Here is a 21,063-nt window from a genome sequence, read left to right as displayed (position 1 = left end):
ATGCGCTAGAAACCATTGCAACCTGAGGCAGCGCAGCCTCATTCAGAACATGATTAAAAACTTTAATCAGTTTCGAAATGGCGCATCGCGCCGGGCGGTCATTTAACCAAATACCAAAAAAGGTCCGGATGCCGGGCAGCGGGAAGCACCAGAAGACCCTCCGTCGTGCCGGTAGGACGAAATGTAAAGGAATTGCTGCGTGTGAGTCGCGGGCCGGGCGTGACAATCACCCGCCGCTCCATCGTTGGTGCTGTTAAAAATGCCGGTTCTTTCGCGGAGATCGCAATGCTCTGCGGCGCGCGGCTTGGCACACGCGATCACCGCCGCCGTCAGCGACGGCAGCGATGATGATTGGCGTCACTCTGCGCCAATTACTTCTTCTTGACGTCGCTTTCGCTCGACTTCACCTGCGAGCCGAGAGCGGGAGGGGCCTTGGCTGCCACTTTGTCCTTCTTCGGCTTGCGTGTCTCTTTGTTGCTGCGAACCTGACCCTTGGCCATAATTTGCTCCTCCTGTTGAAACCCTAGCTAGCAGCCTATTCGCGGAAAATTGCAAGCGGCTCCAGCATGTTCGCGGGCGCGGAAACAGAAAATCCTGTCCGGAGCGCTGACATTACTCCGTGGCGGGCGCACCCTGCGCAAACAAAAACACCCGGCGCTTTCGCACCGGGTGCCTTCAAATCCGTTCGCTTCGAACCGATTACTTCGTGGCTTCTTCGTAGCGCTCCAGGACGTAGTCCCAGTTGATCAGGCTGTCGACGAAGGCTTCGAGATACTTCGGGCGGGCGTTACGGTAGTCGATGTAATAGGAGTGTTCCCAGACGTCGACGCCGAGGATCGGGGTGGCGCCGTGGACGAGCGGGTTTTCGCCGTTCGGGGTCTTGGAGATTTCGAGCTTGCCGTTCTTGACGGAAACCCAGGCCCAGCCGGAGCCGAACTGCGTGGCGCCCGCATTGGCGAAATCGGCCTTGAACTTGTCGTAGCCGCCGAGATCGGAGTTGAAGGCCGCTTCGAGCTTGCCCGGCAGCTTGTTGCCGCCGCCGCCCTTCTTCATCCACTTCCAGAAATGGACGTGGTTGTAATGCTGGGCAGCATTGTTGAAGAGGCCGGCATTGGTGCCGAAAGACTTCTTAACGATTTCTTCGAGCGAGAGATCGGCCAGACCTGCTTCAGCCGCGAGCTTGTTGCCGTTGTCGACATAAGCCTTGTGGTGCTTGTCGTGGTGGTACTCCAGCGTTTCCTTCGACATGAAAGGCGAAAGCGCTTCGTAGTCGTACGGGAGTGCGGGCAATTCAAAAGCCATGGTAAGTCTCCTCTTGGCAATGGGTTGCGTGATCGGCAGGTGAGGCGGAACATAGGAGCGGAACCTGCCAGTGGCAACGGCGGAAACATCAAAAAAGGCAGCCTCAGAGGAAAAATTGCCTTGATTGCGGGCTTGGCTTTGAGGGGTAAAATCACCGATGATGCACAGCCAAACCCGAACGATACGCCACAGCGAACCGAACGAGGCCCCTGATGCAGAGGAATAAAATCCGCCTTTCCGTCTCCCTTTTGCTGCCGCTGTGCGCCGGCAGCGCTCTCGCCTCCTCCGACGACGCCTGGAAGGATTTTGCCGCCGATGTCGAAGCCAAGTGCAAGGCGGCCGCCACCGTCTCGATCGACGAGGCACGCGCCGTCGTCGATCCCTTCGGCAGCGAACATTACGGACTGGCGCTGGTGACCGGCCGGCCGAAGGGCGCCAACGGCTTCGTCACCCATATCTGCGTCTATGACAAGCAGTCGAAGGCCGCCGAGATCGGCAGCGAGCTGCAGACCGACAAGCTGAACCTGCTGCCGGAAGAATAAGCAGCGCTCGCTGCCCGTCCAAATCTTAAAAAACTGTTGATTTCATCGAACGGTGCTTTGACAGGCGGCGGGTTTGCGGTCCTAGATGCGCCACAAGTTATCCGGGCAAAGATCGTTAGAACAACCTTTGATAGGACGAACTTAATTAGCGTGAATTGATAATTCGAAACTGCATTTTGACATCGATCTTTTGGGGCGCGAGTGATGGTCATGAGTTTTTTCCGCCGGGGCGACGAGCCGGGCAAGACGGATATCCGCACGAACAGCCAGGCCTACCGGCCGGCCTCCATCACCGAACAGCCGATGACGTCCCAGGCAACGGCGCCGCAGTCCTACCAGATGCCCGAGATCAACGAGTTCCAGGCCTTCGGATCTGTGCTTGAGGAAAACCAGCGCAATTCCAAGGAGCTGATAGCCGGGCTTTCCGCATTGCAGGACCGCGTGACCACACTTCTCGGCGCCCATGACCATTCGCTTTCCGAGACCGGACGGCTGCAGGCCGAATGTGCCCGCATAAGCTCGCTGCTCGACTACGAGAGCGGCGCGAGACGCAAGGCCGACGAGGACAATGCGCGGCTTGCCGCCGAGAACAAGGACATCCGCACCGCAAACGGCCAGTTCCGCATCGAGATCGAAGCGGTGCGCGAAGAGCTGACCAAGCTGCAGAACGTGCATGGCATCACCTGCGAGGAATTTTCGATCATCGAGACGCGGCTGCTCGACGCCGAGCGCGAGCTTGCCGGACGGATCATGCAGTTCGACGAAGCCTCGATGCTTCTGAAGCGCGCGCAGCAGGAGCTCGACAGCCGCAGCCGCGAACTGTCCGCCACGCGTGAAAAGCTCGATCTGGAAACGACGGCACACCAGTTGCTGACCGAAACGTCGCGCCGCGAAAGCGCCGTGCAGGCCCGCGACATCGCCCGGCTGACGGAAGAGCGCGGTCACCTGAAGAGCAATCTGATGGCGCAGGAAGCCCTGGTTTCCAACCTGCAGACGGCCGTCGCCAGCCTGAAGCAGGAATTGTCGCTGGTCGAGGAGCGCCACAAGCGCGCCGAGGTCGAGCTGCATACGGTCACCACCTCTTCGGCGCTCGAGATTGCCCACCTGACGACCAAGAGCGACGCCGTCAGCTCCAAGGCCGAGCTGGTCGAGAAGCTTTTGATCACCGCCAATGGCCGCAACAAGATGACCGACGAGGAGCTGCAATCGGCACGCGGCGAGATGAAGCGGCTGAAATCCGAGCTCGCGGCCACCATCTCGCGCGCCGAGCGCGTCGAGGAAGAGCTGCGCCGCGCCCGCATGAGCGGCACCGAGAGCGAGACCGCCCGCCGCGAGCTTTCCGCCTATAATAACGAACTGACGGTGAAACTGCGCGAGGCGGAAAGCCTGCGCACGCGCCGCGACCGGGAAGCCGACGCCATGCGGCGCGATCTCGACACCCGCATGGACAGCGACCGCCACGAAATCGGCCAGCTGCGCACTAGCCTGGAGATCGCCAAATCCGAGATCCGCCAGCTTCGTGCCGAACGCGCCATCCTGAACGGCCAGCTGGAGGTCGCCCGCGGCGACAGGTCTTCGCCTGCTGCGTTCGACGAGCCCGAGGATGTGCGCATGCCGGCAGCCACCTTCTCGCCGCTGATCGACATTTCGGAGAAGTCGCTGCGCGGCTCTGCCGACGGGTTTGGCGGCGAGCGCGATACGACCGGCGAGCCGATGCGCGTACCGCCTGCGGAGTAAGGCTGTACGCTCATTTTGAAGGCCTTGTTTTCGCCGGGATTTTAAGGGTTTCTTAAGAGGATACCAGCCGGAGGAATATCATGGCGCTTGGCGCATCTCACCGCCTGCACGACGGCATCGAAGCCGTGGAAACGATGACGCGCTTTGCGCTGGCGGTCCTGGCGCTCGCATCCGGCGTCTATACCTATCTCGGCGTGCGAAGCCTGCTCGACGGCTCGCCGACCTCCACCTTCTTTGCGGCGCTGATCTATTCGGCGGCGGTTTCGGTGGCGATCTATGCCTTCTGGACCTATCTCGCCCGCTTCTACCCACATGTGACGACGGTGGCGGCGCGCACCGCCCTGCTCTGCATCATGGCGCTCGGCTGCGCGATGATCATCGCCATGGCGAGCTGGCTGAACGCGGCGGCGCTTGCAGGCTCGGCAGCGCTCGAACAGCATCTGGCCGAAACGCTGGAGGACTACACCGGCGATCTCGACCGGGCGCACCAGAATGCGCTGGCAGCACAAAGCCTGCTACCCGATATCCAGCGCACGCAGGAACGCTTCCAGCGGCTTGCCGACCAGGAGCGCGAGACCGGCGCGCTGACCGGCACCACGGGTGCGGGCAGCGTCGTACAGCTGCTGTCGCAGATGGCCTCGCAGCTGACCGAGCTGCAGAACAACATCAATGCCTCGCGTGAACGCGTCACCACCCTTTTCGATGACGGGCGCAAGCATCTGGAAACGATGCGCACGCTGGTTTCGGCGCCGGGTGCCATCGACCAGCGCGCCGACCAGTTCGCAGCCGAGGTCGTGACGCTGACCGGCGTCATCACCTCCCTGGAGCAGACCTCGATCGCGCCATCAGTCAAGCGTGCCGCCGAAGATCTGTCGCTCGGCTTCATCGCCCCTGTCGCCGATGGCCGCGAGGTCGATCTCGCCAACCGGCAGGACCAGGTGATGGAGACGATCCGCTCCTCGGTCGCGGCGCAATCGAAAGTGCTGTCGCAGGCAGCCGACCAGATTCTGGCGCGCGAACCTGTTGGCGAGCGGCGCTTCGTGCCGCTGTCTTCGGCCGAGGCGGTGCTGCGCTACGCCTCGGACTTCATCCCCAGTTGGGCGGGCGCAATCTCGATCGACCTTCTGCCCGGCGTGCTGGTGCTGATGCTGTCGGTCGCCCACGGTGCCCTGCGGCGGCAGGAGCAGAGCATGCCTTTCGCCGAGCGGATCACCGCCGCCGAGCTTCTTGAGGCAATTGAGGTGCAGCGGGCACTGCAGGCGCGCGGCATCGATATCGAGGCGGTCGTTGCCCGGGCGGACGCCAAGGCCGCGGCGAAGGCGGATGGGCATGCCGAAGCGGCGTCCGAGGTGCAGGCCGCCGGGGAACATGAGCCCGAACCCTCCAACGTCACCAGCCTCGATTTGCCCGGTAAGCCGCCGCGCAAGGGACCGCAGACATGAAGATCGAAGCGGCAGGCGAGCATCTGAAGCGACGATTGCTGCAAGTCGATGACTCGACGCTGCCGCGGCTGGTGCTGCATGCGCTGATCGCCGCCGCCGTCGCCTTTCTGGTGATCGATTTCCGCGATCTCAGCATCGCCAATGCCAAGCTGCCGGTCTTCGATCCGGCCACGCCCGACAGCATGCCCGTTCTGCCGCCAGCGCTGACCGATGGCGAGCCTGAAAACCCGCCTGCCGAGATCACCACCAGCGCCGAGCTGCTGAAGCAGCCGATGACATTCGAGCTTCAACCAGGCGGCATTCTGCTGGCGCGCGGCGCGATCGAATACGGCGCCGCCGGCCGTTTCCAGAAGGAGATCGAGGCGCGCGGCGAATATGTGAAGACGGTATCGCTGGATTCGCCAGGCGGCGCGGTCGGCGATGCGCTCGCCATGTCGAAACTGATCCGGGAAAGGAAGATCGGCACCACGGTGGCGAAAGGCGCGCTCTGCGCCTCTTCCTGCCCGATCATTCTTTCCGGTGGCGTCAGCCGCAGCGCCGATGACGGCGCGGTGATCGGCGTGCATCAGGTCTTCAACGGCACGAAAGAAAAGCTGTCGCCCGAGCGCGCCATGTCGGATGCACAGCGCACCACCGCCGATGTCACCCGCCATCTCGACGCCATGGGCATCAAGCCCGGCCTCTGGATCCACGCGATGGAAACCCCGCCGGACCGGCTCTATTACCTGAAGCCCGCCGAGATGAAGGAATTCGCGCTGGTGACAACACCTGAAAAGGTCAGCGCGGCGGCCGCGAAGGTGAAGTGACGTCGAGGCCGCGGCCCGCCGGAATATCCCGGCGCTAGTAGAGCGTCCTCTTGTAGTCGGCTTCGAGATCGTCATCGATCTTGCGCATTGCCGATGCGTCGGCAGGAGCCCCGGTCGTTTCGTCCAGAATGATCTTCACCAGCGACGGCATTCCGCTGCGGTCCTGGAAGTTTTCAGGGTTCCACAGATGGGATCGCCGGAACGCCTTTGCGCAATGCATGAAGGCTTCGCTGACGGTGACCACGATTGCGAGTTTCGGCGCACGATCGTTGACGCGCATGCTCTCGAGCAGGCCGGGGTCCCGCGCCAGAGTGGCAGTCCCGTTCACCCGCAAAGTGTCGTCAAACCCCGGGATGATGAACAGCAATCCGACATTTGGATTGGCCAGAATGTTGACCAGCGTATCGAGGCGATTGTTGCCCGGACGGTCCGGTATCGCCAAGGTGCGCTCATCCAGGATCTTGACGAAACCGGCAGGGTCGCCGCGCGGGCTGACATCGGCGCTGCCATTCGAACTCTGTGTGCCGATGCAGAGGAACGGCGAGCGGCGGATAAATTCCTGCGCGTGCCTGCCCAGCGTGTTCTGGCACTTCTGTATGGCGAGAGCATGGGTCGGCTCGAACAGGCCCCGAAGTGCCTCCTCGTCTCTGATGGCAAATTCCGGCTTTGGATTGAATGCTTCCACTGTCCTGCCTCCCCACGTTCCAGTTGATGCCCGAAATGATGTACGTACCTCATTCATGAGATACACCAAACGCCGGTTGTCATCAACAGAGATCAATCGCCGAAGCGTCGCTGAGCTACGAAAACAAAAAACCGGGGCCTCTGCCCCGGTTTGCTATTCGCTTTACTATCGCTCAGTAGCGGTCGTAACGGCCGCCGCCATCCCAGCCGCGATCACGGTCGCGGTAATAGGGACGCGGGCGTTCCCAGCCGCCGCCCCAGCCCCAGCGCGGTGGCGGAGGACGGTGCCAGTAGCGGACCGGCGGTGCATAGCGGCGATAGTCGTTGCGGCGGCATTCGCCCCAGCGGGTCATGTGCCAGCCGCGGCCGCAGGCGTAATCCACCTTGGTCACATCGGATGCGGCGGCGTTGTCCACGGCAAGCGGCGCAACCGGCATCGCTTCGGCTGACAGTGCCGAAAGGCCTCCGATAACGAGCGCTGCTGCCAGCGTGATGATCTTCATCGCGGTTCTCCAAAAATCCAGCCAGGCGAGAGATTTAGCCCCCTGCCCTGAACCGGCGATGAACCCGCCGTTCATGCAAAATGTGGCGGATCAGGGCCGGTGCGCCTGCACCAGTCTGGAGGTCTTTTCCGGGTGGATTTCCGGCCACTTGCTGTTTGGCGCCGGCGCCGTGCCGATCGCCGAAATCGACACCACGATCGCCGTCACGGCCGAGAAGAGCACAAGTGCATAGGTCATAGCTTCCGATCCTTCGAGGTTGGTTCCCAGCCACCCCGGCCGCAAACTGCTCTGGGAGGATGAATCAAAGGCTAAGCAACATGGTTAAACCCACGTATTTTTCCCGTTAATGGACAGGATGAGGATGGCACGGCGGCCCTGGCGCTTTCGGAACCGGTCCTGGCCGCCGTGAATTGTCCCCAGGCAAGATCTGAAAAGCGGCCGGCGATCGCAGCATTCGTCGTCATCGATCATTGGCCTCACGCCCGAAATAAACATCGACCGAGACGATCTTCCCGCCCTTGAAGCGGAAGCTTTCCATGTTGCGGAAGGCGGAGCCGTCGTTTTTGACGGCGCGATAGCGGATGGCGGCTTCGTCGCCGGAGATGGTGAGGTACTCGATCTCGATACTGCGGAAGGGTGGCGGCTCTGGCCAGCAGCGGTCGAAATAGGCCTCACGGCCGATGTGGTCGTCTCGCGGGCTGGAAAAGGTGAAATCATCCGACAGCATTGCGCTGACGATATCCTTGCGGCCTTCGAGATAGGCGGCGAACAGGGCGCGGATCATCTGCTCTCGATCGTCCGTCACACTCATCGCAAACCTCCTCCTCTTTTCCGATTGCGATTTGCAATCAGTCATACCGGAAACCACTGAAAGCCGCAAATGAGCCGACGGTTCGGGCGCTATCCGTCCTTGGCACCGGGATAAGCCAGGCGTAGGCTGCCCGCTCCCCAAGGCTCCCGAAGACGCATAGAGAACCCCTGATATGGCCGACACCCCGATGAACGCAGCCGACGCCGCGGCCGGGTCCGTTTACTGGAAACGCAACCTCGCCGTCTCGCTGATCGGCTCGTTCACGACGATCGTGGCGATGACGCTGCTGCTTCCCTTCCTGCCGCTCTATGTCGAGGAGCTTGGCGTCCGCGATCATGCGGCGATCGTCCAATGGTCGGGTATTGCCTATGGCGCGACCTTCTTTGCCGCCGCTTTCGTGGCGCCGCTGTGGGGCAGGCTCGGCGATATCTATGGGCGCAAGCTGATGCTGGTGCGCGCCAGCCTTGGCATGACGATCGCCATTTCGCTGATGGGCATGGCGGGAGACGTCTGGCAGCTGGTGGCGCTCAGGCTGTTCGTCGGCCTGGCCGGCGGCTATTCCTCCGGTTCGATGGTGCTGGTGGCGACGCAGACGCCGAAGGACCGTTCGGCCTGGGCGCTCGGCATGCTGTCATCCGGCATCATGGCCGGCAATCTCGTCGGCCCACTGATCGGCGGGGCGCTGCCGCCGCTGATCGGCATCCGCGGCACGTTTCTGGCCGCTGGCGCCTTCATCTTCCTGGCGTTCCTCGGCACCGCTTTTCTGATCAAGGAGGAAAAGTCTCCCGCCCGAAAGCAGGCCGCCAAGGCCAGCGGCGGCTGGCGCTCGATCCCGGACAAGGGGCCTGTCATCGCCATGCTTTTGACCGGCATGCTGCTGATGCTCGCCAACATGTCGATCGAGCCGATCATCACCGTCTATGTCGCCGATGTCGTCACGGATCAGGCAAGCGTGACGATGATCGCCGGTGTGGTCATGTCGGCAGCGGCGCTCGGCAGCATTCTCTCTGCCTCGCGGCTCGGAAAGCTTGCCGACCGCATCGGCCACTGGCCTGTGATTGCAGGCGCGCTGGCGGTGGCCGCGGTTCTGCTGATCCCGCAGGCATTCGTCACCAGCGCCTGGCAGCTGATCATCCTGCGATTCCTGATGGGGATCGCGCTCGGCGGGCTGCTACCCTGCATCTCGGCGGTGATCCGCCACAGCGTGCCCGACAGCGCGGCAGGCAGCATTCTCGGCCTCTCGGTCTCATCGCAATATGTCGGCCAGGTGGCCGGGCCGGTGCTCGGCGGTTTCGTCGGCGGCCATATCGGCATGCCTTCGGTGTTCCTGGGAACCTGTGTCCTGCTTGCCGCTGGTGCGGTCTTCACGTGGATTGTAAAGCCAAAAGACCAAGAGCTGCACTAGAAGCAAAAGGTGTGCTGCCCTCGCTTTTGGCGTGTATTTCTTGATCCGGAATTTCCCTCGCCGGGATCGCCCCCCCTGACCAAACCATCCCGAATCATGGAACTGACGCTTCGATATTTGCTGGTTTTCTGACCGGTCACGTTCGCCGATATTTGACAGACAGCTCGTTGAAGCGCGCCAGATATCGAGGAATAGCTCCAATGCCTATTTTCACCGTCACAATGAAATCAAGCCGGTCAGCCCATGAGAAAGATCGGCTTTCCAGAGCCATCCATGCCGCGTCCATCGCCGCCGGGTATCCGGAAGACGATTTCTTTCAGCGCTTTCTTGCTCTCGACCCTGGTGATTTGAGAGTCGATCCACATTATCCAGATCTGCCCAAACCACGCACCAATCAGCTGCTGTTGATCGAGGTTCTCCTGTCGACGGGAACGCAGATCTCCAGAAAAAAGAAGCTGGTGGGGGACTTGGTTGAGAAACTCGCGGAAGCAGGCGTCGATGCCAACGATGTCATGGTGTTCTTCGTCGAGACCGACCGGACGAGGGGGTCGTTTGGCGGGGGACTGTTCGCGCCACCCATTGCTTTCGATGCTCACTAGTAGCGCGCCTCGCAACAACCCAATTAAGACTATCGCCGATCGTGAGTGTCGATTGGCCCTAGCCCTCGCAACTTCTGCCGCTATGATTGCGTTTACGTGAGAGTACCGAGCGACAGGGAGAAGCGCTTGCAGCAGATATTCGTCACCGACCGTCTCATTTTGCGTCCGCGGACGCTGGCCGATCTCGATGACTGTATGGCGATGGACCGCGACCCCGAGGTGACGCGCTATATTCCCGGCCCCTGGGCCGATCCGGAGGCGCACCGGCGCTTCGTCATCAACCGCATGGAAAGCGATTTCGGCGAAGGCCTCGGCTACTGGTCGATCTTTGCCAAGACCGCGCCCAAGCAGTTTCTCGGCTGGGTGATGCTGATCCCCTACGACACGATCGGCCCCGACATCGAAATCGGCTGGCGGCTGAACCGCCACGCCTGGGGCCAGGGCTACGCGACGGAGGCCGCCCGCCCCGTGCTCGACCATGGCTTCGAAACGCTGAATCTGCCACGCATCGTCGCTAACATCTTTGCGGGCAACGATGCATCGATCAAGGTGGCCGAAAAACTCGGGATGACGTTTCTGAGCGACGAGGTGTCGGACGGCCTGCCCTGCAAGGATTATGGAATCACGCAGGACGAGCGTGCACGGATGCTGACGGTGTGACAGAGCGCCGTTGAGGGTGGAGCGGGCTTACTCCCCGCTCGCCGTCCGCCCATAGGCCCAGTTCATATACAGCTCCAGCGCCTTGCGCGTGACCGGGCCTTCCTGGAAATCGCGGCCATCGAGCCTGACGACACCGACGACCTTCGAGTAGTTGCCCGAGGTGAATATCTCGTCGGCATTCATGAAGTCTTCGACCGAGAGCGTTGCCTCGCGGACGTCGAAACCCGCCTGGCGGAGCAGGCCGATGACGCGGGCGCGGGTGATGCCGGCGAGGAAGGTGCGGTTAGCGACCGGGGTGAAGACCACGCCATCCTTGACCATGAAGACGTTCGAGGAAGCCGTCTCGACGACATTGCCGTTTGTGTCGCGCATCAGCGCGTTGTCGAAGCCGCGCGAGCGGGCTTCGGCGATGGCGCGGCCGGAATTCGGGTAGAGCGAGCCAGCCTTGGCCTCGGTCATCGCCGTCTCCGGCGTCGGGCGGCGGAAGGGCGAGACGGTGATCGACGAGCCGCCATGGCCGCCCATCGGCGCTTCGAAGAGGCAGAGCACGAAACGGGTCGATTCGGGATCGGCGGTGACGACGCTGAAGGGCGCGCCGTGCTCGGCCCAGTACATCGGCTTGATATAGATCGGCGTCTTGCCGTCGAACTTCTTGATGCCTTCCCAGGCGAGCGCCTCGATTTCCTCGGGCGTCTTGGTCGGCTTGAGGCCCATGTTGACGGCCGAGCGGTTGATGCGCTGGCAGTGCTGGTCGAGATCGGGCGCGATGCCATCAAACCAGCGGGCGCCGTCGAAGACGGTGGAGCCGAGCCACATGGCATGCGAGGTCGGGCCGATCAGCGGCGGATTTCCGGTCAGCCACTCGCCATCGACATAGGTCCAGGTGGTGGAACGGGGCGCTGTGTTGACGGCCATTTTTCTTCTCCTCAAACAAGTTGCAGAAGCAAAATCCTTCCAAACTGGCGGGGTCAAGGAGAAACTATCGCTCAAAAACCGGACGCAAGAAAATGGCGCGTGCGCTTTCCCCGCCGCAACAATCCGTCTTCGCCCTTCACGCCGATGCGATGGATCGATCAGCAAAAATGATGGAAAGCGAGGCGCGCGCCGTGCCATCATAGGGCCGGATTCGAACGCGGGAGAGCACCATGAAAGCCATGTATTACGACGCCTTCGGCAAGCTGCCGGAGATCCGCACCGTGGCCGATCCCTCGCCCTCGGAAGACGGCGTCGTCATCGCCGTCGGCGCCACCGGGCTTTGCCGCAGCGACTGGCATGGGTGGATGGGGCACGACCCCGATATCCGCCTGCCGCATGTGCCGGGACACGAACTGGCTGGCAAGATCGTCGCCACAGGCAAGGGCGTGATGCGTTTCAAGGTCGGCGACCGGGTGACCGTGCCCTTCGTCTCGGGCTGCGGCCATTGCGGCGAGTGCCATTCCGGCAACCAGCAGGTCTGCCCCAACCAGTTCCAGCCGGGCTTTACCCATTGGGGCTCGTTCGCCGAATATGTGGCGATCGACTATGCCGAGACCAACCTCGTGCATCTGCCTGAAACGATCGACGATGCGACGGCCGCCAGCCTCGGCTGCCGCTTCGCCACCTCCTTCCGCGCCGTGGCCGATCAGGCCCGCACCGGACCCGGCGAGTGGATCGCCATCCACGGCTGCGGCGGCGTCGGCCTTTCGGCCATCATGATCGCGGCGGCCCTCGGCGCCAATCCGATCGCTATCGATATCTCGGACGAGAAGCTCGCCTTTGCGCGCGAATGCGGCGCGGTGGCGACGGTCAATGCGGCCACGGTGGGCGACGTGCCCGAGGCGGTGCGCGAGATCACAAAAGGCGGCGCGCATGTCTCCATCGATGCGCTTGGCCATCCTGTCACCTGCTTCAACTCAATCAAGAACCTTCGGCGGCGCGGGCGGCATGTGCAGATCGGCCTGATGCTCGGCGACCATTCGACGCCTCAAATCCCGATGGCGCAGGTGATCGGCCACGAGCTGGAGATCTACGGCAGCCACGGCATGCAGGCCTGGCGGTACGACGCGATGCTGGCGATGCTTTCGGCCGGCAAGATCGCACCGCAGAAGCTGATCGGCAAGCGGATCAGCCTGGCCGATGCCGTGCCCGCCCTTGCCGCGATGGAACGATCTGAGGGGCTCGGTATCAGCGTGATCACGCAATTCTAGGCGTGCCGCAACGGCACAGTCGAAGCGCAATCGTTAACTATTTATTGGTGTATTTAGTCGAGTTGCAATTTATAATACATGAAGCATAATCCCTTCCGCCCGGAATGATTTCGGAGCGGAGGGGAACATGACGGTTCGTTTTATTCTATCGATCGATGGCGGCGGTATCCGCGGCCTCATTCCTGCACTTGTGATCGCCGAGCTTGCCAAGCGCCTGAAGGACCTTGCCATGCACGAGGCCTTCGACCTGATCGGCGGCACCTCGACCGGCGCCATCATCGCCGCCGGGCTGACCTGCCCGAACCCCAAGAACAAGAAGATCGCCGCCTGCACGCCTGCCGATCTCGTCAAGCTCTATGCCGACGAAGGCCAGGATATCTTCTATTCCAAGATCATCGCCCGCATCCTCAATATCGGCGGATGGCAGGAGGAGCGTTACGATGCGACGGCGCTGGAGGAGAAGCTCCAGGCCCGTCTCGGTGACAACACGCTGATTGCCGACGGACTGACGAAGGTGCTGATCACCGGCTATGACATTCACCAGCGCGAAGCCGTGTTCATGACCAATTGCGATATGGAGAACGCCAAGTTCCGTTTCTGGGAAGCGGCGCGCGGCTCCTCTGCCGCACCCACCTATTTCGAGCCGGCGCTGGTCGAGAACCTCGGCAAGCCGGCCGGCGACGCGCAAAGAAAGATCCCGCTGATCGATGGCGGCGTGTTTGCCAACGATCCGGTGCTGGCAGCCTATGTCGAAGCGCGAAAACTCTGGCAGGCAGCGGATGACAGCTTCGTCGTGCTGTCGCTCGGCACCGGGCGGCAGAACCGCAAGATCCCCTATCAGCAGGCCAAGAACTGGGGTGCCTTCGGCTGGATCAACCCGCAGAACGGCACGCCGCTGATCTCTGTGCTGATGCAGGGACAGGCAAGTACGGCAGCCTATCAGGCGAACAAGCTGCTGAACCCCAAGGGCGCCAGGCTGAATACCGAAGGCTCGACAGACATGAGCTTTGCGAAACCCGAGACGCTCGCCTATTTCCGCATCGACGGCGCGCTTCAAGGCGCCAACGACGATCTGGACGATGCCAGCACGACGAATATCGAGCAGCTGAAGGTGGTGGCCGAGCGGTTCATTGCCGGCAACAGTGCGGTGCTGGATATGGTGGTGAAGCGGATCAAGGCAGAGAAGAAGCGCTAGAGATCGCCAAGGCCCGCAAACAGGATGGCCAGACGCTCCCAGATGGCGCTGACCCTTGGCACGCCCATGAGGCCCGATGGCGCCAGCATCCAGAGTTCGCGGCCCGGCATGACAGCGCCGAAATCAATCTCGGCGAGCGACGGATATTCCCTAGCCTGAAAGCGTTGCAGCATGACGACGCCCATGCCGTTTGCGGCGGCAACCGCCTGTGTGATTGTGCTGCCGGAGCGCACAGAATAGGAATGATGCGCATAGTGCGTTTCGAGAAAACGCGCCTCGGCGATCAACTGCTCGCTGTCGAGATCGAAGCCAATCAAGGGCACGGCCTCGCCTGCCCGCCAGCGGGCAGCCATCGCCGCACTGGCGTAGAAGCCGTGCGTGATGGTGGCAACGCGCTTGCCGGTCAGGTCGCTGTCCTTCGGGCGGCCGAGACGCAACGCGATATCGGCCTCGCGATGCGCCAGACTGTGGATACGGACATCCGTCAGGATTTCGAGCTCGATGCCGGGAAGGCCATCGAGGATCTGGCCGAGATGTGGCGCGAGAAGCAGATCGGCAACCGAACGGATGGTCGTCAGCCGCACGCGTCCGCCCGGCCCCTCCGGCGAGACGACGCGGTCACGGATCGCAGAGGCGGCCGACGCCATCGCCGCAGCCTCCGCCGCTATCGATTGCCCCTGCGCCGTCAGCACATATCCATCGGGGCGGCGTTCGAAGAGCTGCGCGCCGAGGCTGAACTCGAGCGCCGATATCCGGCGCGCAACGGTAGCATGGTTGACCTTCAGTGCACGGGCCGCCGCAGACAGGCTGCGATATCTGGCGAGCGCCGCGAAGAAGCGGAGATCTTCCCAATCGATATCTGTGCGTTTTTGCTCAGCCATTGCGAGTAATTAGCGAATATTCGATCACACGGAAAGGCGTTACATCATTCTCCATCTGTAAAACAGGAGATGAACGCATGGCTCCCTTCACCCTTCTTCAGCGCTCCGGCGTCACCGCGAAAGCCGCCGACTGGACGAAAGCGGTTCTCGTCATCATCGATGCGCAAAATGACTATGCAGACGGCAGCCTGCCGCTTTCAGGGGTTGCCGGTGCCACCAAGGAAATCCAGAGCCTGCTTGGCAAGGCCCGCGCTGACGGCGTTCCGGTTGTCCATGTCATCCACCTGTCAGGAGCCGACAGCTGGCTGTTTGCGGCCGGTTCGCATGGCGCCGGTATCATGCCTGCGCTGACGCCTGCCGGCGGTGAGCCGATCATTTCGAAGACGCTGCCCAACGCCTTTGCCGGAACCGAACTCCAGGCGACCCTAGCCGCGATTGCTGCGGATACCGGCCGAACGGAACTGATCCTCGTGGGCTTCATGACGCATATGTGCATCGGGGCCACCGCACGGGCTGCCCTCGACCTCGGGCTGCAGGCGACCGTCGTCGCATCGGCCACGGCGACCCGCGATCTGCCGGATCCGCTGGGCGGCGTCATCCCGGCCGAAACGGTTCAGCGCACAGCGCTGGCAGAGATCGCCGATCGCTTCGCGACTGTTGTCCGCGACATCTCGGAGGTTGCCAAACCGGCTGCGAAGGTCTAACGGGCTGCCGCAAGAAAAAGAATGAAAGGGACGTTAATGTCCAACTCCAGTGTCAAAACCTTTGCCCAGACGGGCTCCAAGGTGTTTTTCGTCGCTGCCGAGCGCATCGAGCGCACGGTGCGCCTGCAGGGCGCATGGCTGAGCATCGTCGATGTCAGCCTGCCCGCAGGTGTTTCCGGCACCGCGCAAACGATCGGCAGCGAACAGGTGCTGCGCATCATTGAGGGCCGGTTGACGGTTTGGCGGATGACGGATCAGGGCCGCGAGGAGATCGTGGTTTCTGCAGGCGACATCCTGCATATTTCGGCCGGCCAGGCGCATGGCTATTGCAACGACGGGGCCACGGCAGCGGCGTTTTCGGCGATCATCGACAGCGATGCGGCAAGTCAGCTTGCGGCTCCGGCCGAAGCCTCCGGCTCGCCGGTGGCAGCACAGCGGATGGGCGCTGCAGCCAATAGCGGAAGCACGCGGATCCGGGCTGCCTGAGCATTTCGAAAGGCGCCGGTAAAGGGCGCCTTTTTTGACTGATGTTCACTGGTTTGTCATCGCAGCGCGCGTATAAGCGGCTCCGGATTGCTGATAGAGATGGCCCGCGGCGCACTGATCGGCGCTCCGAGCACAGGACATATCAGCAGGAGGTTCCGCCATGGCATGGTCTGCCAGCCAATACGTCAAATTCGAGGATGAACGGACGCGCCCGGCGCGCGATCTCCTGGCGCAGGTGCCGCTGGCATCCGTCAAAAACGCCATCGACCTCGGCTGCGGACCCGGCAATTCCACCGAACTGATCGTCGATCGTTATGGTGCGAACAACGTCTCCGGCCTCGACAGCGACGACAACATGCTGGAGGCGGCGCGCAAGCGCCTGCCGCAGACGCACTTTGAAAAGGCAGATCTGTCCACCTGGCAGCCTTCGGCCGAGACCGATCTGCTGTTTGCCAATGCTGTCTTCCAGTGGCTGCCCGACCATCTCGACATCTTCGACCGGCTGATGGACGGCCTGGCGCCGGGCGGCGTGCTGGCCGTACAGATGCCCGACAATCTATCCGAGCCGACGCATCTGGCAATGGAAGAAACCGCCCATGCCGGGCCGTGGAAGGCTAATTTCGAGAAGAAGAGCGTGCGCCGCAAGCCGCTGCCGCCGGCTTCGACCTATTACAGCCGGCTTTCGGCCAAGGCTGCTCGCGTTGATATCTGGCACACGATCTACAACCACCCGATGGCGGATGCGGCTGCGATCGTCGAATGGCTGAAGGGCACCGGACTGATGCCCTATCTCGCCCAGGCCGGCGAAGATAACCGCGAGGCGTTTCTGGCCGATTACCTGGAACGCATCGAAAAGGCCCATCCGAAAATGGCCGATGGCCGGGTGCTGTTGCGCTTCCCGCGGATTTTCATGGTGGCGGTGAAGGGCTAACGGCTGCTTGCCCGGCGGCTGGTCTCGTCTATACTCGGAACCAGCCGGCAGGAGAAGTCGATGGCGAAGCGCAACGTATTTCAATTCGAGCTGGATACGGATCTTTCCGATGCATTTCTGCATGCCGCAAAGTCGGCCCGGCGAGAGCCGGAAGAGCTGATCGCGGCGCTGGTGCGCGACTTCGTCGACCAGCAGGGCGAGGAAGCCGGCTACGGCGATTTCGTGAAGAGGAAGGTCGAGGCCGCACGGAAATCCGTAACGGCTGGCCAGGGAAGGCCGTCCACCGAAGTTGACGCCGTCTTCGAAGACATGCGCAAGGCCATTCAAAAAGCCGGGCGATGAAAATCCTTTGGACGCCGCAGGCGGAACTCGATCGCCTGACGATTTTCCAGCATCTTGCGGCCGAACATATGGACGCCGCCGTCGCCATCGATGAACGGTTCGCCGAGGCGATCGCGCGGCTCGCGGACTTCCCGCACTCAGGAAAACCCGGCCTTGTCGGCGGGACACGGGAACTCATTCCTCATCGGAGCTACCGTATCGTCTACGAAGTCTCGCGGGACAGCGTGTGGATTCTTGCATTGGTCCATACCGCCAGACAGTGGCCGCCTCTGACTGGCGAATAGCCCCTACCCCCGCCGCGCGGCCTCGATCGCCGCAATGTCGATCTTCCGCATGGTCATCATCGCGTCGAAGGCGCGCTTGGCTTCGGCGGGAGAGGCTTTCAGAGCCTCGCTCAGCACGCGTGGGGTGATCTGCCAGGAGAGGCCCCACTTGTCCTTGCACCAGCCGCATTCGCTTTCCTTGCCGCCATTACCGACGATCGCGTTCCAGTAGCGGTCGGTTTCTTCCTGGGTTTCGGTCGAGATCTGGAAGGAAAAGGCTTCGCTCTGCGGGAAGGCCGGGCCGCCGTTGAGGCCGATGCAGGCGACGCCAGCGACGGTGAATTCGACCACCAGCACATCGCCCTGCTTGCCATCGGGATAATCGCCCGGCGCCCGGACGACAGCGGTCACGGCGCTGTCGGGAAAGGTCGCGGCGTAGAAGCCTGCGGCCTCCTCGGCATCGCCGTTATACCAGAGGCAGATGGTGTTCTTGGCCATGTTGCGTTTCCTCCCCGCTTGTTGCCGTCGGGAATGACATAAGGAGCGCTGCGGATTTCTCCAGTCCTGACATCGCGATATGGCGCTTGCCGGGGTTCGATGCTACGCCACCGGCGGCCTGGGCTACTGGCTTTGCCGTCTCGCAGCATGAGGAGTTTGACATGCGCCAACAGATCACCGCCGATTATCTCGAAGGCTTTCTCGGCAATCGCCGTCTGATGGAGCAACTGGCCTTCATTCTTGAGGTCGAGAAGCTGAAGACGGTGCTGCGCAGGACGCCGCTTCTGGATCGCTCGCGGGTCGAGAACGATGCCGAGCACACCTGGCAGCTGGCGCTGATGGCCATGGTGCTTTCGGAGCATTCGCGCGAGAAGGTCGAGCTTCTGCGCGTCCTGAAGATGCTGCTGATCCACGATATCGTCGAGATCGATGCGGGCGATACCTTTGCTTATGACACGGTGCTTGCCGCCAGCCAGACGGAGCGGGAGCTGAAGGCCGCCGAGCGTATTTTTGCGCTGTTGCCGGATGATCAGGCGAAGGAATTCCGGGCGCTCTGGGACGAATTCGAGGCGAAGGCCACAGCGGAGTCGCGCTTTGCCAATGCCATGGACCGGCTGCAGCCGCTGCTGCACAATTTCTTCACCGAGGGCGGCACCTGGGGTTCGGCCGGGGTGACGGCCGCAAGCGTCGAACGGCGGATGCAGCCGATCGGCGTGGCATCCGATACGCTGGGCGAACTCAGCGCCCGGCTGATCACGCTGGCTGTCGAGCAGGGCATCCTGGCGCCGGCGCCGCAGGACACCTGACATGCCAGGCGGCCGGCGCACTCTGCGTCGCGCCGTCCCGCTTGCTCCCGGCGCCCCCTCGCTTATATTCGCTGCCATATGCAAGGAGCGAGACCGCCATGACCGATGCCGTGCCCACCCCGCCCGCCACGCTTGTGATCTTCGGCGCCACGGGCGACCTCACGCGGCGCCTGCTCATCCCGGCGATCATCAACCTGACGCGCAGCCGCCTGGTCGGCGACGATCTCCATATTCTCGGCATCGGCATCGATCCCGGCGATGACGAGATGCTGCGCGGCAAGCTGGACGAATTTCTGTCCGGCCTCGGCGGCGACCAGCCGCTGTCGAAGGACGAGGCCTGGCTGAAGCTGCGCGGCCGCATTTCCTATCTGGCGGGCGATTTCACCAAGGATGAAATCTATGGCGAAATCGGCAAGCGGCTTGGTGGCAATGCCGCCTTCTATCTGGCGGTGCCGCCGCGTTTCTTCGGCGAGATCGTCGAGCGTCTTGCCGCCAACAAGCTGACCACGGAAGGCGACAACAGCTTCCGGCGCATCGCCATCGAAAAGCCCTTCGGCACCGACCTTGCCTCGGCGAAGGCGCTGAATGCGCAGATCCTTGCCAAGGTCTCGGAAAACCAGGTTTACCGGCTCGACCATTTCCTCGGCAAGGAAACGGTGCAGAACCTGATGACGGCGCGCTTTGCCAACATGATGATCGAGGCGCTGTGGAACAACCGCTATATCGACAATGTGCAGATCACCGCCGCCGAGATCGTCGATGTCGGCAGCCGCGGCGCCTTCTACGACGCGACGGGCGCGCTGCGCGACATGGTGCCGAACCATCTCTTCCAGCTGCTCGCGATGATCGCCATGGAGCCGCCGAACAGCTTTGACGCCGAGGCGATCCGTAACGAAAAGAGCAAGGTCTTGAAGGCGCTGCGGGTCTATACGCCGGAGGAAGCCAAGACCCATGGCGTGCGCGGTGTCTATACCGCGGGCAAGCTCAACGGTGCCGATGTCACCGCCTATCACGACACGCCGCAGGTGGCGCCAGACAGCAAGACCGAGACCTTCGTGGCGCTGAAACTCTATGCCGATACCTGGCGCTGGGCGGGCGTGCCCTTCTATCTTCGCACCGGCAAGGCGATGACGGCGCGCGATACCGAGATCGTCGTCACCTTCCAGCCGGTTCCCTTCGCGCAGTTCCGCGAGACCGACGTGACGCGCCGCCTGCCGCCGAACCGGCTTGTCATCCAGGTGCAGCCGGATGAGGGCATGAGCATGGAAATCTCCATCAAGTCCCCCGGCCTTTCGGTCGATACCGTGCCCGTCTCACTCGATTTCCGCTACGCCGACAAGTTCGATATCGGCAAGATGACCGGCTATGAATCGCTGATCTACGACCTGATGATCGGCGACCAGACGCTGTTCCAGCGCGCCGACGGCATCGAGGCCGGATGGGCGGCCGTCCAGCCCTTCCTCGACCTCTGGGCCAAGGAGGGCGCGCCGGAAGCCTATGCGCCGGGAACGATGGGGCCTGCCTGCGCCGACGAGCTGATCGAGCGCGATAACCGCCACTGGCACCAGATCGGCGCCGTGGCGAAGCCTTCATAACCGGATGGTTCAACGGCGGCCGTAAAAATGCTAGGTTGTGCCCGGCCACAGGGCCGGGAGTTCGGCTGACGCCCCCTCTGCACGATCTCCGCAAGGCGCATCCACGCGCATAAGGGAGGCTCTCGCATGGAAAAATCCGTCCTGTTCTGGCGCCGTACCGATATCGAAGGTTTCGAGCGGCTCACCCTGTCGATCGGCGCCGAAAGCGTCACGGCATCCTCCGCTGTCCTCTGTCTCGAAGACGGCGGCTTCCGGCTCGACCATCACTGGCGGCTGGACGCCAGCTGGAGCGCGCAATCGGTGGCCGTCGAGCGCTGGAACGGCCGCGACCACCGGAGGCTGACGCTGGAGCGCGTGCCCGGCGGCTGGACGGTAGACGGCCTGCGCCGCCCCGATCTCGACGGCGCCGACGAACCCGACCTCTCCGTCACCCCCTTCTGCAACACCTTCCCGATCCGCCGCACCCCGGAAACCTCAGGCGCCAGCCTGACCCTCGACACCGCCTTCATCGACGGCCCGGCGATGATGGTGCACCGCTCCAGGCAGCGATACGACCGGCAGGGGCCGGGGCGGGTTCGCTATGTCGATCTTGGCAATTCGATCGGGTTCGAGGCGGATCTCAGGGTGGATGAGCGGGGGCTGGTGGTGGTGTATGAGCACTTGTTTGAGAGGGTGACGGGGTGAC

26 protein-coding genes are annotated in these 21,063 nt (G+C 62.6%); 17 read left to right on the top strand and 9 right to left on the bottom strand.

Annotated features, from left to right (window positions below; translation table 11 throughout):
• Nucleotides 1–371: 371 nt before the first annotated feature.
• Together AC1DJO_RS22715 and AC1DJO_RS22710 are read right to left on the bottom strand one after the other, a co-directional pair.
• Complete coding sequence (locus AC1DJO_RS22715) at nucleotides 372–500, bottom strand: hypothetical protein (protein WP_310291523.1); 129 nt, start codon at nucleotides 498–500, stop codon at nucleotides 372–374.
• Nucleotides 501–699: 199 nt separating this feature from the next.
• A complete protein-coding gene (locus tag AC1DJO_RS22710; protein WP_112389814.1) occupies nucleotides 700–1,302 on the bottom strand; it encodes a superoxide dismutase in 603 nt (200 codons plus the stop codon).
• Nucleotides 1,303–1,514: 212 nt separating this feature from the next.
• Here AC1DJO_RS22710 and AC1DJO_RS22705 point away from each other — a divergent pair, with 212 nt between their 5' ends.
• The 4 genes from AC1DJO_RS22705 (at nucleotide 1,515) to AC1DJO_RS22690 (ending at nucleotide 5,829) form a co-directional block, all read left to right on the top strand.
• Nucleotides 1,515–1,844: a hypothetical protein gene (locus AC1DJO_RS22705; protein ID WP_112389813.1), complete on the top strand. Its 330-nt coding sequence runs from the start codon at nucleotides 1,515–1,517 to the stop codon at nucleotides 1,842–1,844.
• 210 nt (nucleotides 1,845–2,054) lie between these two features.
• On the top strand, nucleotides 2,055–3,581 hold the full coding sequence (locus AC1DJO_RS22700) for a hypothetical protein (protein ID WP_477972945.1): 1,527 nt from the start codon (nucleotides 2,055–2,057) through the stop codon (nucleotides 3,579–3,581).
• Between the two features lie 80 nt (nucleotides 3,582–3,661).
• Entirely contained in the window at nucleotides 3,662–5,023 is a 1,362-nt protein-coding gene (locus AC1DJO_RS22695) for a hypothetical protein (protein WP_477972943.1), read from the top strand.
• Entirely contained in the window at nucleotides 5,020–5,829 is an 810-nt protein-coding gene (locus AC1DJO_RS22690; RefSeq protein WP_477972941.1) for a COG3904 family protein, read from the top strand. The genes AC1DJO_RS22695 and AC1DJO_RS22690 overlap by 4 nt, the downstream gene beginning before the upstream one ends.
• Before the next feature lie 34 nt (nucleotides 5,830–5,863).
• Here the strand turns inward: AC1DJO_RS22690 and AC1DJO_RS22685 are convergent, their stop codons facing one another.
• From AC1DJO_RS22685 to AC1DJO_RS22670, 4 genes are all read right to left on the bottom strand, one after another.
• The gene (locus AC1DJO_RS22685; RefSeq protein WP_477972939.1) at nucleotides 5,864–6,514 is read right to left on the bottom strand and encodes a pyridoxamine 5'-phosphate oxidase family protein; all 651 of its coding nucleotides are present in this window, start codon (nucleotides 6,512–6,514) and stop codon (nucleotides 5,864–5,866) included.
• A 172-nt stretch (nucleotides 6,515–6,686) separates the two neighbouring features.
• Nucleotides 6,687–7,016 (bottom strand): GCG_CRPN prefix-to-repeats domain-containing protein, encoded by a 330-nt coding sequence (locus tag AC1DJO_RS22680; RefSeq protein ID WP_112389808.1) that lies wholly within the window; start codon nucleotides 7,014–7,016, stop codon nucleotides 6,687–6,689.
• Nucleotides 7,017–7,106: 90 nt separating this feature from the next.
• Nucleotides 7,107–7,253, bottom strand: a complete 147-nt coding sequence (locus tag AC1DJO_RS22675; RefSeq protein ID WP_162698656.1) for a hypothetical protein — start codon at nucleotides 7,251–7,253, stop codon at nucleotides 7,107–7,109.
• A 223-nt stretch (nucleotides 7,254–7,476) separates the two neighbouring features.
• Nucleotides 7,477–7,827, bottom strand: coding sequence for a nuclear transport factor 2 family protein (locus tag AC1DJO_RS22670; RefSeq protein WP_112537277.1), 351 nt, complete (start codon nucleotides 7,825–7,827; stop codon nucleotides 7,477–7,479).
• Nucleotides 7,828–7,999: 172 nt separating this feature from the next.
• Here AC1DJO_RS22670 and AC1DJO_RS22665 point away from each other — a divergent pair, with 172 nt between their 5' ends.
• The 3 genes from AC1DJO_RS22665 to AC1DJO_RS22655 all read left to right on the top strand — a co-directional run bounded on the left by AC1DJO_RS22665 (nucleotide 8,000) and on the right by AC1DJO_RS22655 (nucleotide 10,491).
• Nucleotides 8,000–9,232: an MFS transporter gene (locus AC1DJO_RS22665; RefSeq protein ID WP_477972937.1), complete on the top strand. Its 1,233-nt coding sequence runs from the start codon at nucleotides 8,000–8,002 to the stop codon at nucleotides 9,230–9,232.
• 200 nt (nucleotides 9,233–9,432) lie between these two features.
• Nucleotides 9,433–9,831 (top strand): tautomerase family protein, encoded by a 399-nt coding sequence (locus tag AC1DJO_RS22660; protein ID WP_477972935.1) that lies wholly within the window; start codon nucleotides 9,433–9,435, stop codon nucleotides 9,829–9,831.
• 126 nt (nucleotides 9,832–9,957) lie between these two features.
• Nucleotides 9,958–10,491: a GNAT family N-acetyltransferase gene (locus AC1DJO_RS22655; RefSeq protein ID WP_477972933.1), complete on the top strand. Its 534-nt coding sequence runs from the start codon at nucleotides 9,958–9,960 to the stop codon at nucleotides 10,489–10,491.
• A 27-nt stretch (nucleotides 10,492–10,518) separates the two neighbouring features.
• Here the strand turns inward: AC1DJO_RS22655 and AC1DJO_RS22650 are convergent, their stop codons facing one another.
• Nucleotides 10,519–11,406, bottom strand: coding sequence for a branched-chain amino acid aminotransferase (locus AC1DJO_RS22650; RefSeq protein ID WP_477972931.1), 888 nt, complete (start codon nucleotides 11,404–11,406; stop codon nucleotides 10,519–10,521).
• A 230-nt stretch (nucleotides 11,407–11,636) separates the two neighbouring features.
• On the opposite strand from AC1DJO_RS22650, the gene AC1DJO_RS22645 reads away from it, so the two are divergent.
• Together AC1DJO_RS22645 and AC1DJO_RS22640 are read left to right on the top strand one after the other, a co-directional pair.
• A complete protein-coding gene (locus AC1DJO_RS22645; RefSeq protein ID WP_477951218.1) occupies nucleotides 11,637–12,677 on the top strand; it encodes a zinc-dependent alcohol dehydrogenase family protein in 1,041 nt (346 codons plus the stop codon).
• 127 nt (nucleotides 12,678–12,804) lie between these two features.
• Entirely contained in the window at nucleotides 12,805–13,872 is a 1,068-nt protein-coding gene (locus tag AC1DJO_RS22640; protein ID WP_477972929.1) for a patatin-like phospholipase family protein, read from the top strand.
• Here AC1DJO_RS22640 and AC1DJO_RS22635 read toward each other — a convergent pair.
• On the bottom strand, nucleotides 13,869–14,753 hold the full coding sequence (locus AC1DJO_RS22635; protein ID WP_477972927.1) for a LysR family transcriptional regulator: 885 nt from the start codon (nucleotides 14,751–14,753) through the stop codon (nucleotides 13,869–13,871). The genes AC1DJO_RS22640 and AC1DJO_RS22635 overlap by 4 nt on opposite strands.
• Before the next feature lie 77 nt (nucleotides 14,754–14,830).
• Between AC1DJO_RS22635 and AC1DJO_RS22630 the strand changes: the two genes are divergently transcribed.
• The 5 genes from AC1DJO_RS22630 to AC1DJO_RS22610 all read left to right on the top strand — a co-directional run bounded on the left by AC1DJO_RS22630 (nucleotide 14,831) and on the right by AC1DJO_RS22610 (nucleotide 17,500).
• Nucleotides 14,831–15,457 carry a cysteine hydrolase family protein gene (locus tag AC1DJO_RS22630; protein WP_477972925.1) on the top strand — a complete coding sequence of 209 codons (627 nt, stop codon included), beginning with the start codon at nucleotides 14,831–14,833 and terminating at the stop codon, nucleotides 15,455–15,457.
• Between the two features lie 36 nt (nucleotides 15,458–15,493).
• Complete coding sequence (locus AC1DJO_RS22625; protein WP_477972923.1) at nucleotides 15,494–15,943, top strand: cupin domain-containing protein; 450 nt, start codon at nucleotides 15,494–15,496, stop codon at nucleotides 15,941–15,943.
• Between the two features lie 160 nt (nucleotides 15,944–16,103).
• Nucleotides 16,104–16,874: a trans-aconitate 2-methyltransferase gene (tam, locus tag AC1DJO_RS22620; protein ID WP_477972922.1), complete on the top strand. Its 771-nt coding sequence runs from the start codon at nucleotides 16,104–16,106 to the stop codon at nucleotides 16,872–16,874.
• 60 nt (nucleotides 16,875–16,934) lie between these two features.
• Nucleotides 16,935–17,216 (top strand): hypothetical protein, encoded by a 282-nt coding sequence (locus AC1DJO_RS22615; RefSeq protein ID WP_477972920.1) that lies wholly within the window; start codon nucleotides 16,935–16,937, stop codon nucleotides 17,214–17,216.
• Nucleotides 17,213–17,500 (top strand): type II toxin-antitoxin system RelE/ParE family toxin, encoded by a 288-nt coding sequence (locus AC1DJO_RS22610; protein WP_477972918.1) that lies wholly within the window; start codon nucleotides 17,213–17,215, stop codon nucleotides 17,498–17,500. Before AC1DJO_RS22615 ends, AC1DJO_RS22610 begins: the two co-directional genes overlap by 4 nt.
• Nucleotides 17,501–17,503: 3 nt before the next feature.
• Here AC1DJO_RS22610 and AC1DJO_RS22605 read toward each other — a convergent pair whose 3' ends face one another.
• Nucleotides 17,504–17,977, bottom strand: coding sequence for a VOC family protein (locus AC1DJO_RS22605; RefSeq protein WP_477972916.1), 474 nt, complete (start codon nucleotides 17,975–17,977; stop codon nucleotides 17,504–17,506).
• A 161-nt stretch (nucleotides 17,978–18,138) separates the two neighbouring features.
• Here AC1DJO_RS22605 and AC1DJO_RS22600 point away from each other — a divergent pair, with 161 nt between their 5' ends.
• The 3 genes from AC1DJO_RS22600 (at nucleotide 18,139) to AC1DJO_RS22590 (ending at nucleotide 21,062) form a co-directional block, all read left to right on the top strand.
• On the top strand, nucleotides 18,139–18,783 hold the full coding sequence (locus AC1DJO_RS22600; protein ID WP_477972914.1) for an HD domain-containing protein: 645 nt from the start codon (nucleotides 18,139–18,141) through the stop codon (nucleotides 18,781–18,783).
• A 98-nt stretch (nucleotides 18,784–18,881) separates the two neighbouring features.
• Nucleotides 18,882–20,378: a glucose-6-phosphate dehydrogenase gene (gene zwf / locus AC1DJO_RS22595; protein ID WP_477972912.1), complete on the top strand. Its 1,497-nt coding sequence runs from the start codon at nucleotides 18,882–18,884 to the stop codon at nucleotides 20,376–20,378.
• A gap of 126 nt (nucleotides 20,379–20,504) precedes the next feature.
• Entirely contained in the window at nucleotides 20,505–21,062 is a 558-nt protein-coding gene (locus tag AC1DJO_RS22590) for a putative glycolipid-binding domain-containing protein (RefSeq protein WP_477972910.1), read from the top strand.
• The last annotated feature ends 1 nt before the right edge of the window (nucleotide 21,063 follow it).

Source organism: Rhizobium sp. 05N430, from assembly GCF_056396985.1.
Note: the sequence above shows the minus strand (reverse complement) of the source record. Positions and strands in the feature narration are given on the sequence as shown.

What these genes read in the sequence shown, in the direction of transcription:
- AC1DJO_RS22665 (WP_477972937.1), top strand. Translation starts at nt 8,000, where the DNA reads ATGGCCGACACCCCGATGAACGCAGCCGACGCCGCGGCCGGGTCCGTT.
- AC1DJO_RS22690 (WP_477972941.1), top strand. Translation starts at nt 5,020, where the DNA reads ATGAAGATCGAAGCGGCAGGCGAGCATCTGAAGCGACGATTGCTGCAA.
- AC1DJO_RS22695 (WP_477972943.1), top strand. Translation starts at nt 3,662, where the DNA reads ATGGCGCTTGGCGCATCTCACCGCCTGCACGACGGCATCGAAGCCGTG.
- AC1DJO_RS22645 (WP_477951218.1), top strand. Translation starts at nt 11,637, where the DNA reads ATGAAAGCCATGTATTACGACGCCTTCGGCAAGCTGCCGGAGATCCGC.
- AC1DJO_RS22600 (WP_477972914.1), top strand. Translation starts at nt 18,139, where the DNA reads ATGCGCCAACAGATCACCGCCGATTATCTCGAAGGCTTTCTCGGCAAT.
- AC1DJO_RS22635 (WP_477972927.1), bottom strand. Translation starts at nt 14,753, where the DNA reads ATGGCTGAGCAAAAACGCACAGATATCGATTGGGAAGATCTCCGCTTC.
- tam (WP_477972922.1), top strand. Translation starts at nt 16,104, where the DNA reads ATGGCATGGTCTGCCAGCCAATACGTCAAATTCGAGGATGAACGGACG.
- AC1DJO_RS22715 (WP_310291523.1), bottom strand. Translation starts at nt 500, where the DNA reads ATGGCCAAGGGTCAGGTTCGCAGCAACAAAGAGACACGCAAGCCGAAG.
- AC1DJO_RS22610 (WP_477972918.1), top strand. Translation starts at nt 17,213, where the DNA reads ATGAAAATCCTTTGGACGCCGCAGGCGGAACTCGATCGCCTGACGATT.
- AC1DJO_RS22710 (WP_112389814.1), bottom strand. Translation starts at nt 1,302, where the DNA reads ATGGCTTTTGAATTGCCCGCACTCCCGTACGACTACGAAGCGCTTTCG.
- AC1DJO_RS22700 (WP_477972945.1), top strand. Translation starts at nt 2,055, where the DNA reads ATGAGTTTTTTCCGCCGGGGCGACGAGCCGGGCAAGACGGATATCCGC.
- AC1DJO_RS22615 (WP_477972920.1), top strand. Translation starts at nt 16,935, where the DNA reads ATGGCGAAGCGCAACGTATTTCAATTCGAGCTGGATACGGATCTTTCC.
- AC1DJO_RS22675 (WP_162698656.1), bottom strand. Translation starts at nt 7,253, where the DNA reads ATGACCTATGCACTTGTGCTCTTCTCGGCCGTGACGGCGATCGTGGTG.
- AC1DJO_RS22650 (WP_477972931.1), bottom strand. Translation starts at nt 11,406, where the DNA reads ATGGCCGTCAACACAGCGCCCCGTTCCACCACCTGGACCTATGTCGAT.
- AC1DJO_RS22705 (WP_112389813.1), top strand. Translation starts at nt 1,515, where the DNA reads ATGCAGAGGAATAAAATCCGCCTTTCCGTCTCCCTTTTGCTGCCGCTG.
- AC1DJO_RS22625 (WP_477972923.1), top strand. Translation starts at nt 15,494, where the DNA reads ATGTCCAACTCCAGTGTCAAAACCTTTGCCCAGACGGGCTCCAAGGTG.
- zwf (WP_477972912.1), top strand. Translation starts at nt 18,882, where the DNA reads ATGACCGATGCCGTGCCCACCCCGCCCGCCACGCTTGTGATCTTCGGC.
- AC1DJO_RS22630 (WP_477972925.1), top strand. Translation starts at nt 14,831, where the DNA reads ATGGCTCCCTTCACCCTTCTTCAGCGCTCCGGCGTCACCGCGAAAGCC.
- AC1DJO_RS22660 (WP_477972935.1), top strand. Translation starts at nt 9,433, where the DNA reads ATGCCTATTTTCACCGTCACAATGAAATCAAGCCGGTCAGCCCATGAG.
- AC1DJO_RS22590 (WP_477972910.1), top strand. Translation starts at nt 20,505, where the DNA reads ATGGAAAAATCCGTCCTGTTCTGGCGCCGTACCGATATCGAAGGTTTC.
- AC1DJO_RS22670 (WP_112537277.1), bottom strand. Translation starts at nt 7,827, where the DNA reads ATGAGTGTGACGGACGATCGAGAGCAGATGATCCGCGCCCTGTTCGCC.
- AC1DJO_RS22680 (WP_112389808.1), bottom strand. Translation starts at nt 7,016, where the DNA reads ATGAAGATCATCACGCTGGCAGCAGCGCTCGTTATCGGAGGCCTTTCG.
- AC1DJO_RS22640 (WP_477972929.1), top strand. Translation starts at nt 12,805, where the DNA reads ATGACGGTTCGTTTTATTCTATCGATCGATGGCGGCGGTATCCGCGGC.
- AC1DJO_RS22605 (WP_477972916.1), bottom strand. Translation starts at nt 17,977, where the DNA reads ATGGCCAAGAACACCATCTGCCTCTGGTATAACGGCGATGCCGAGGAG.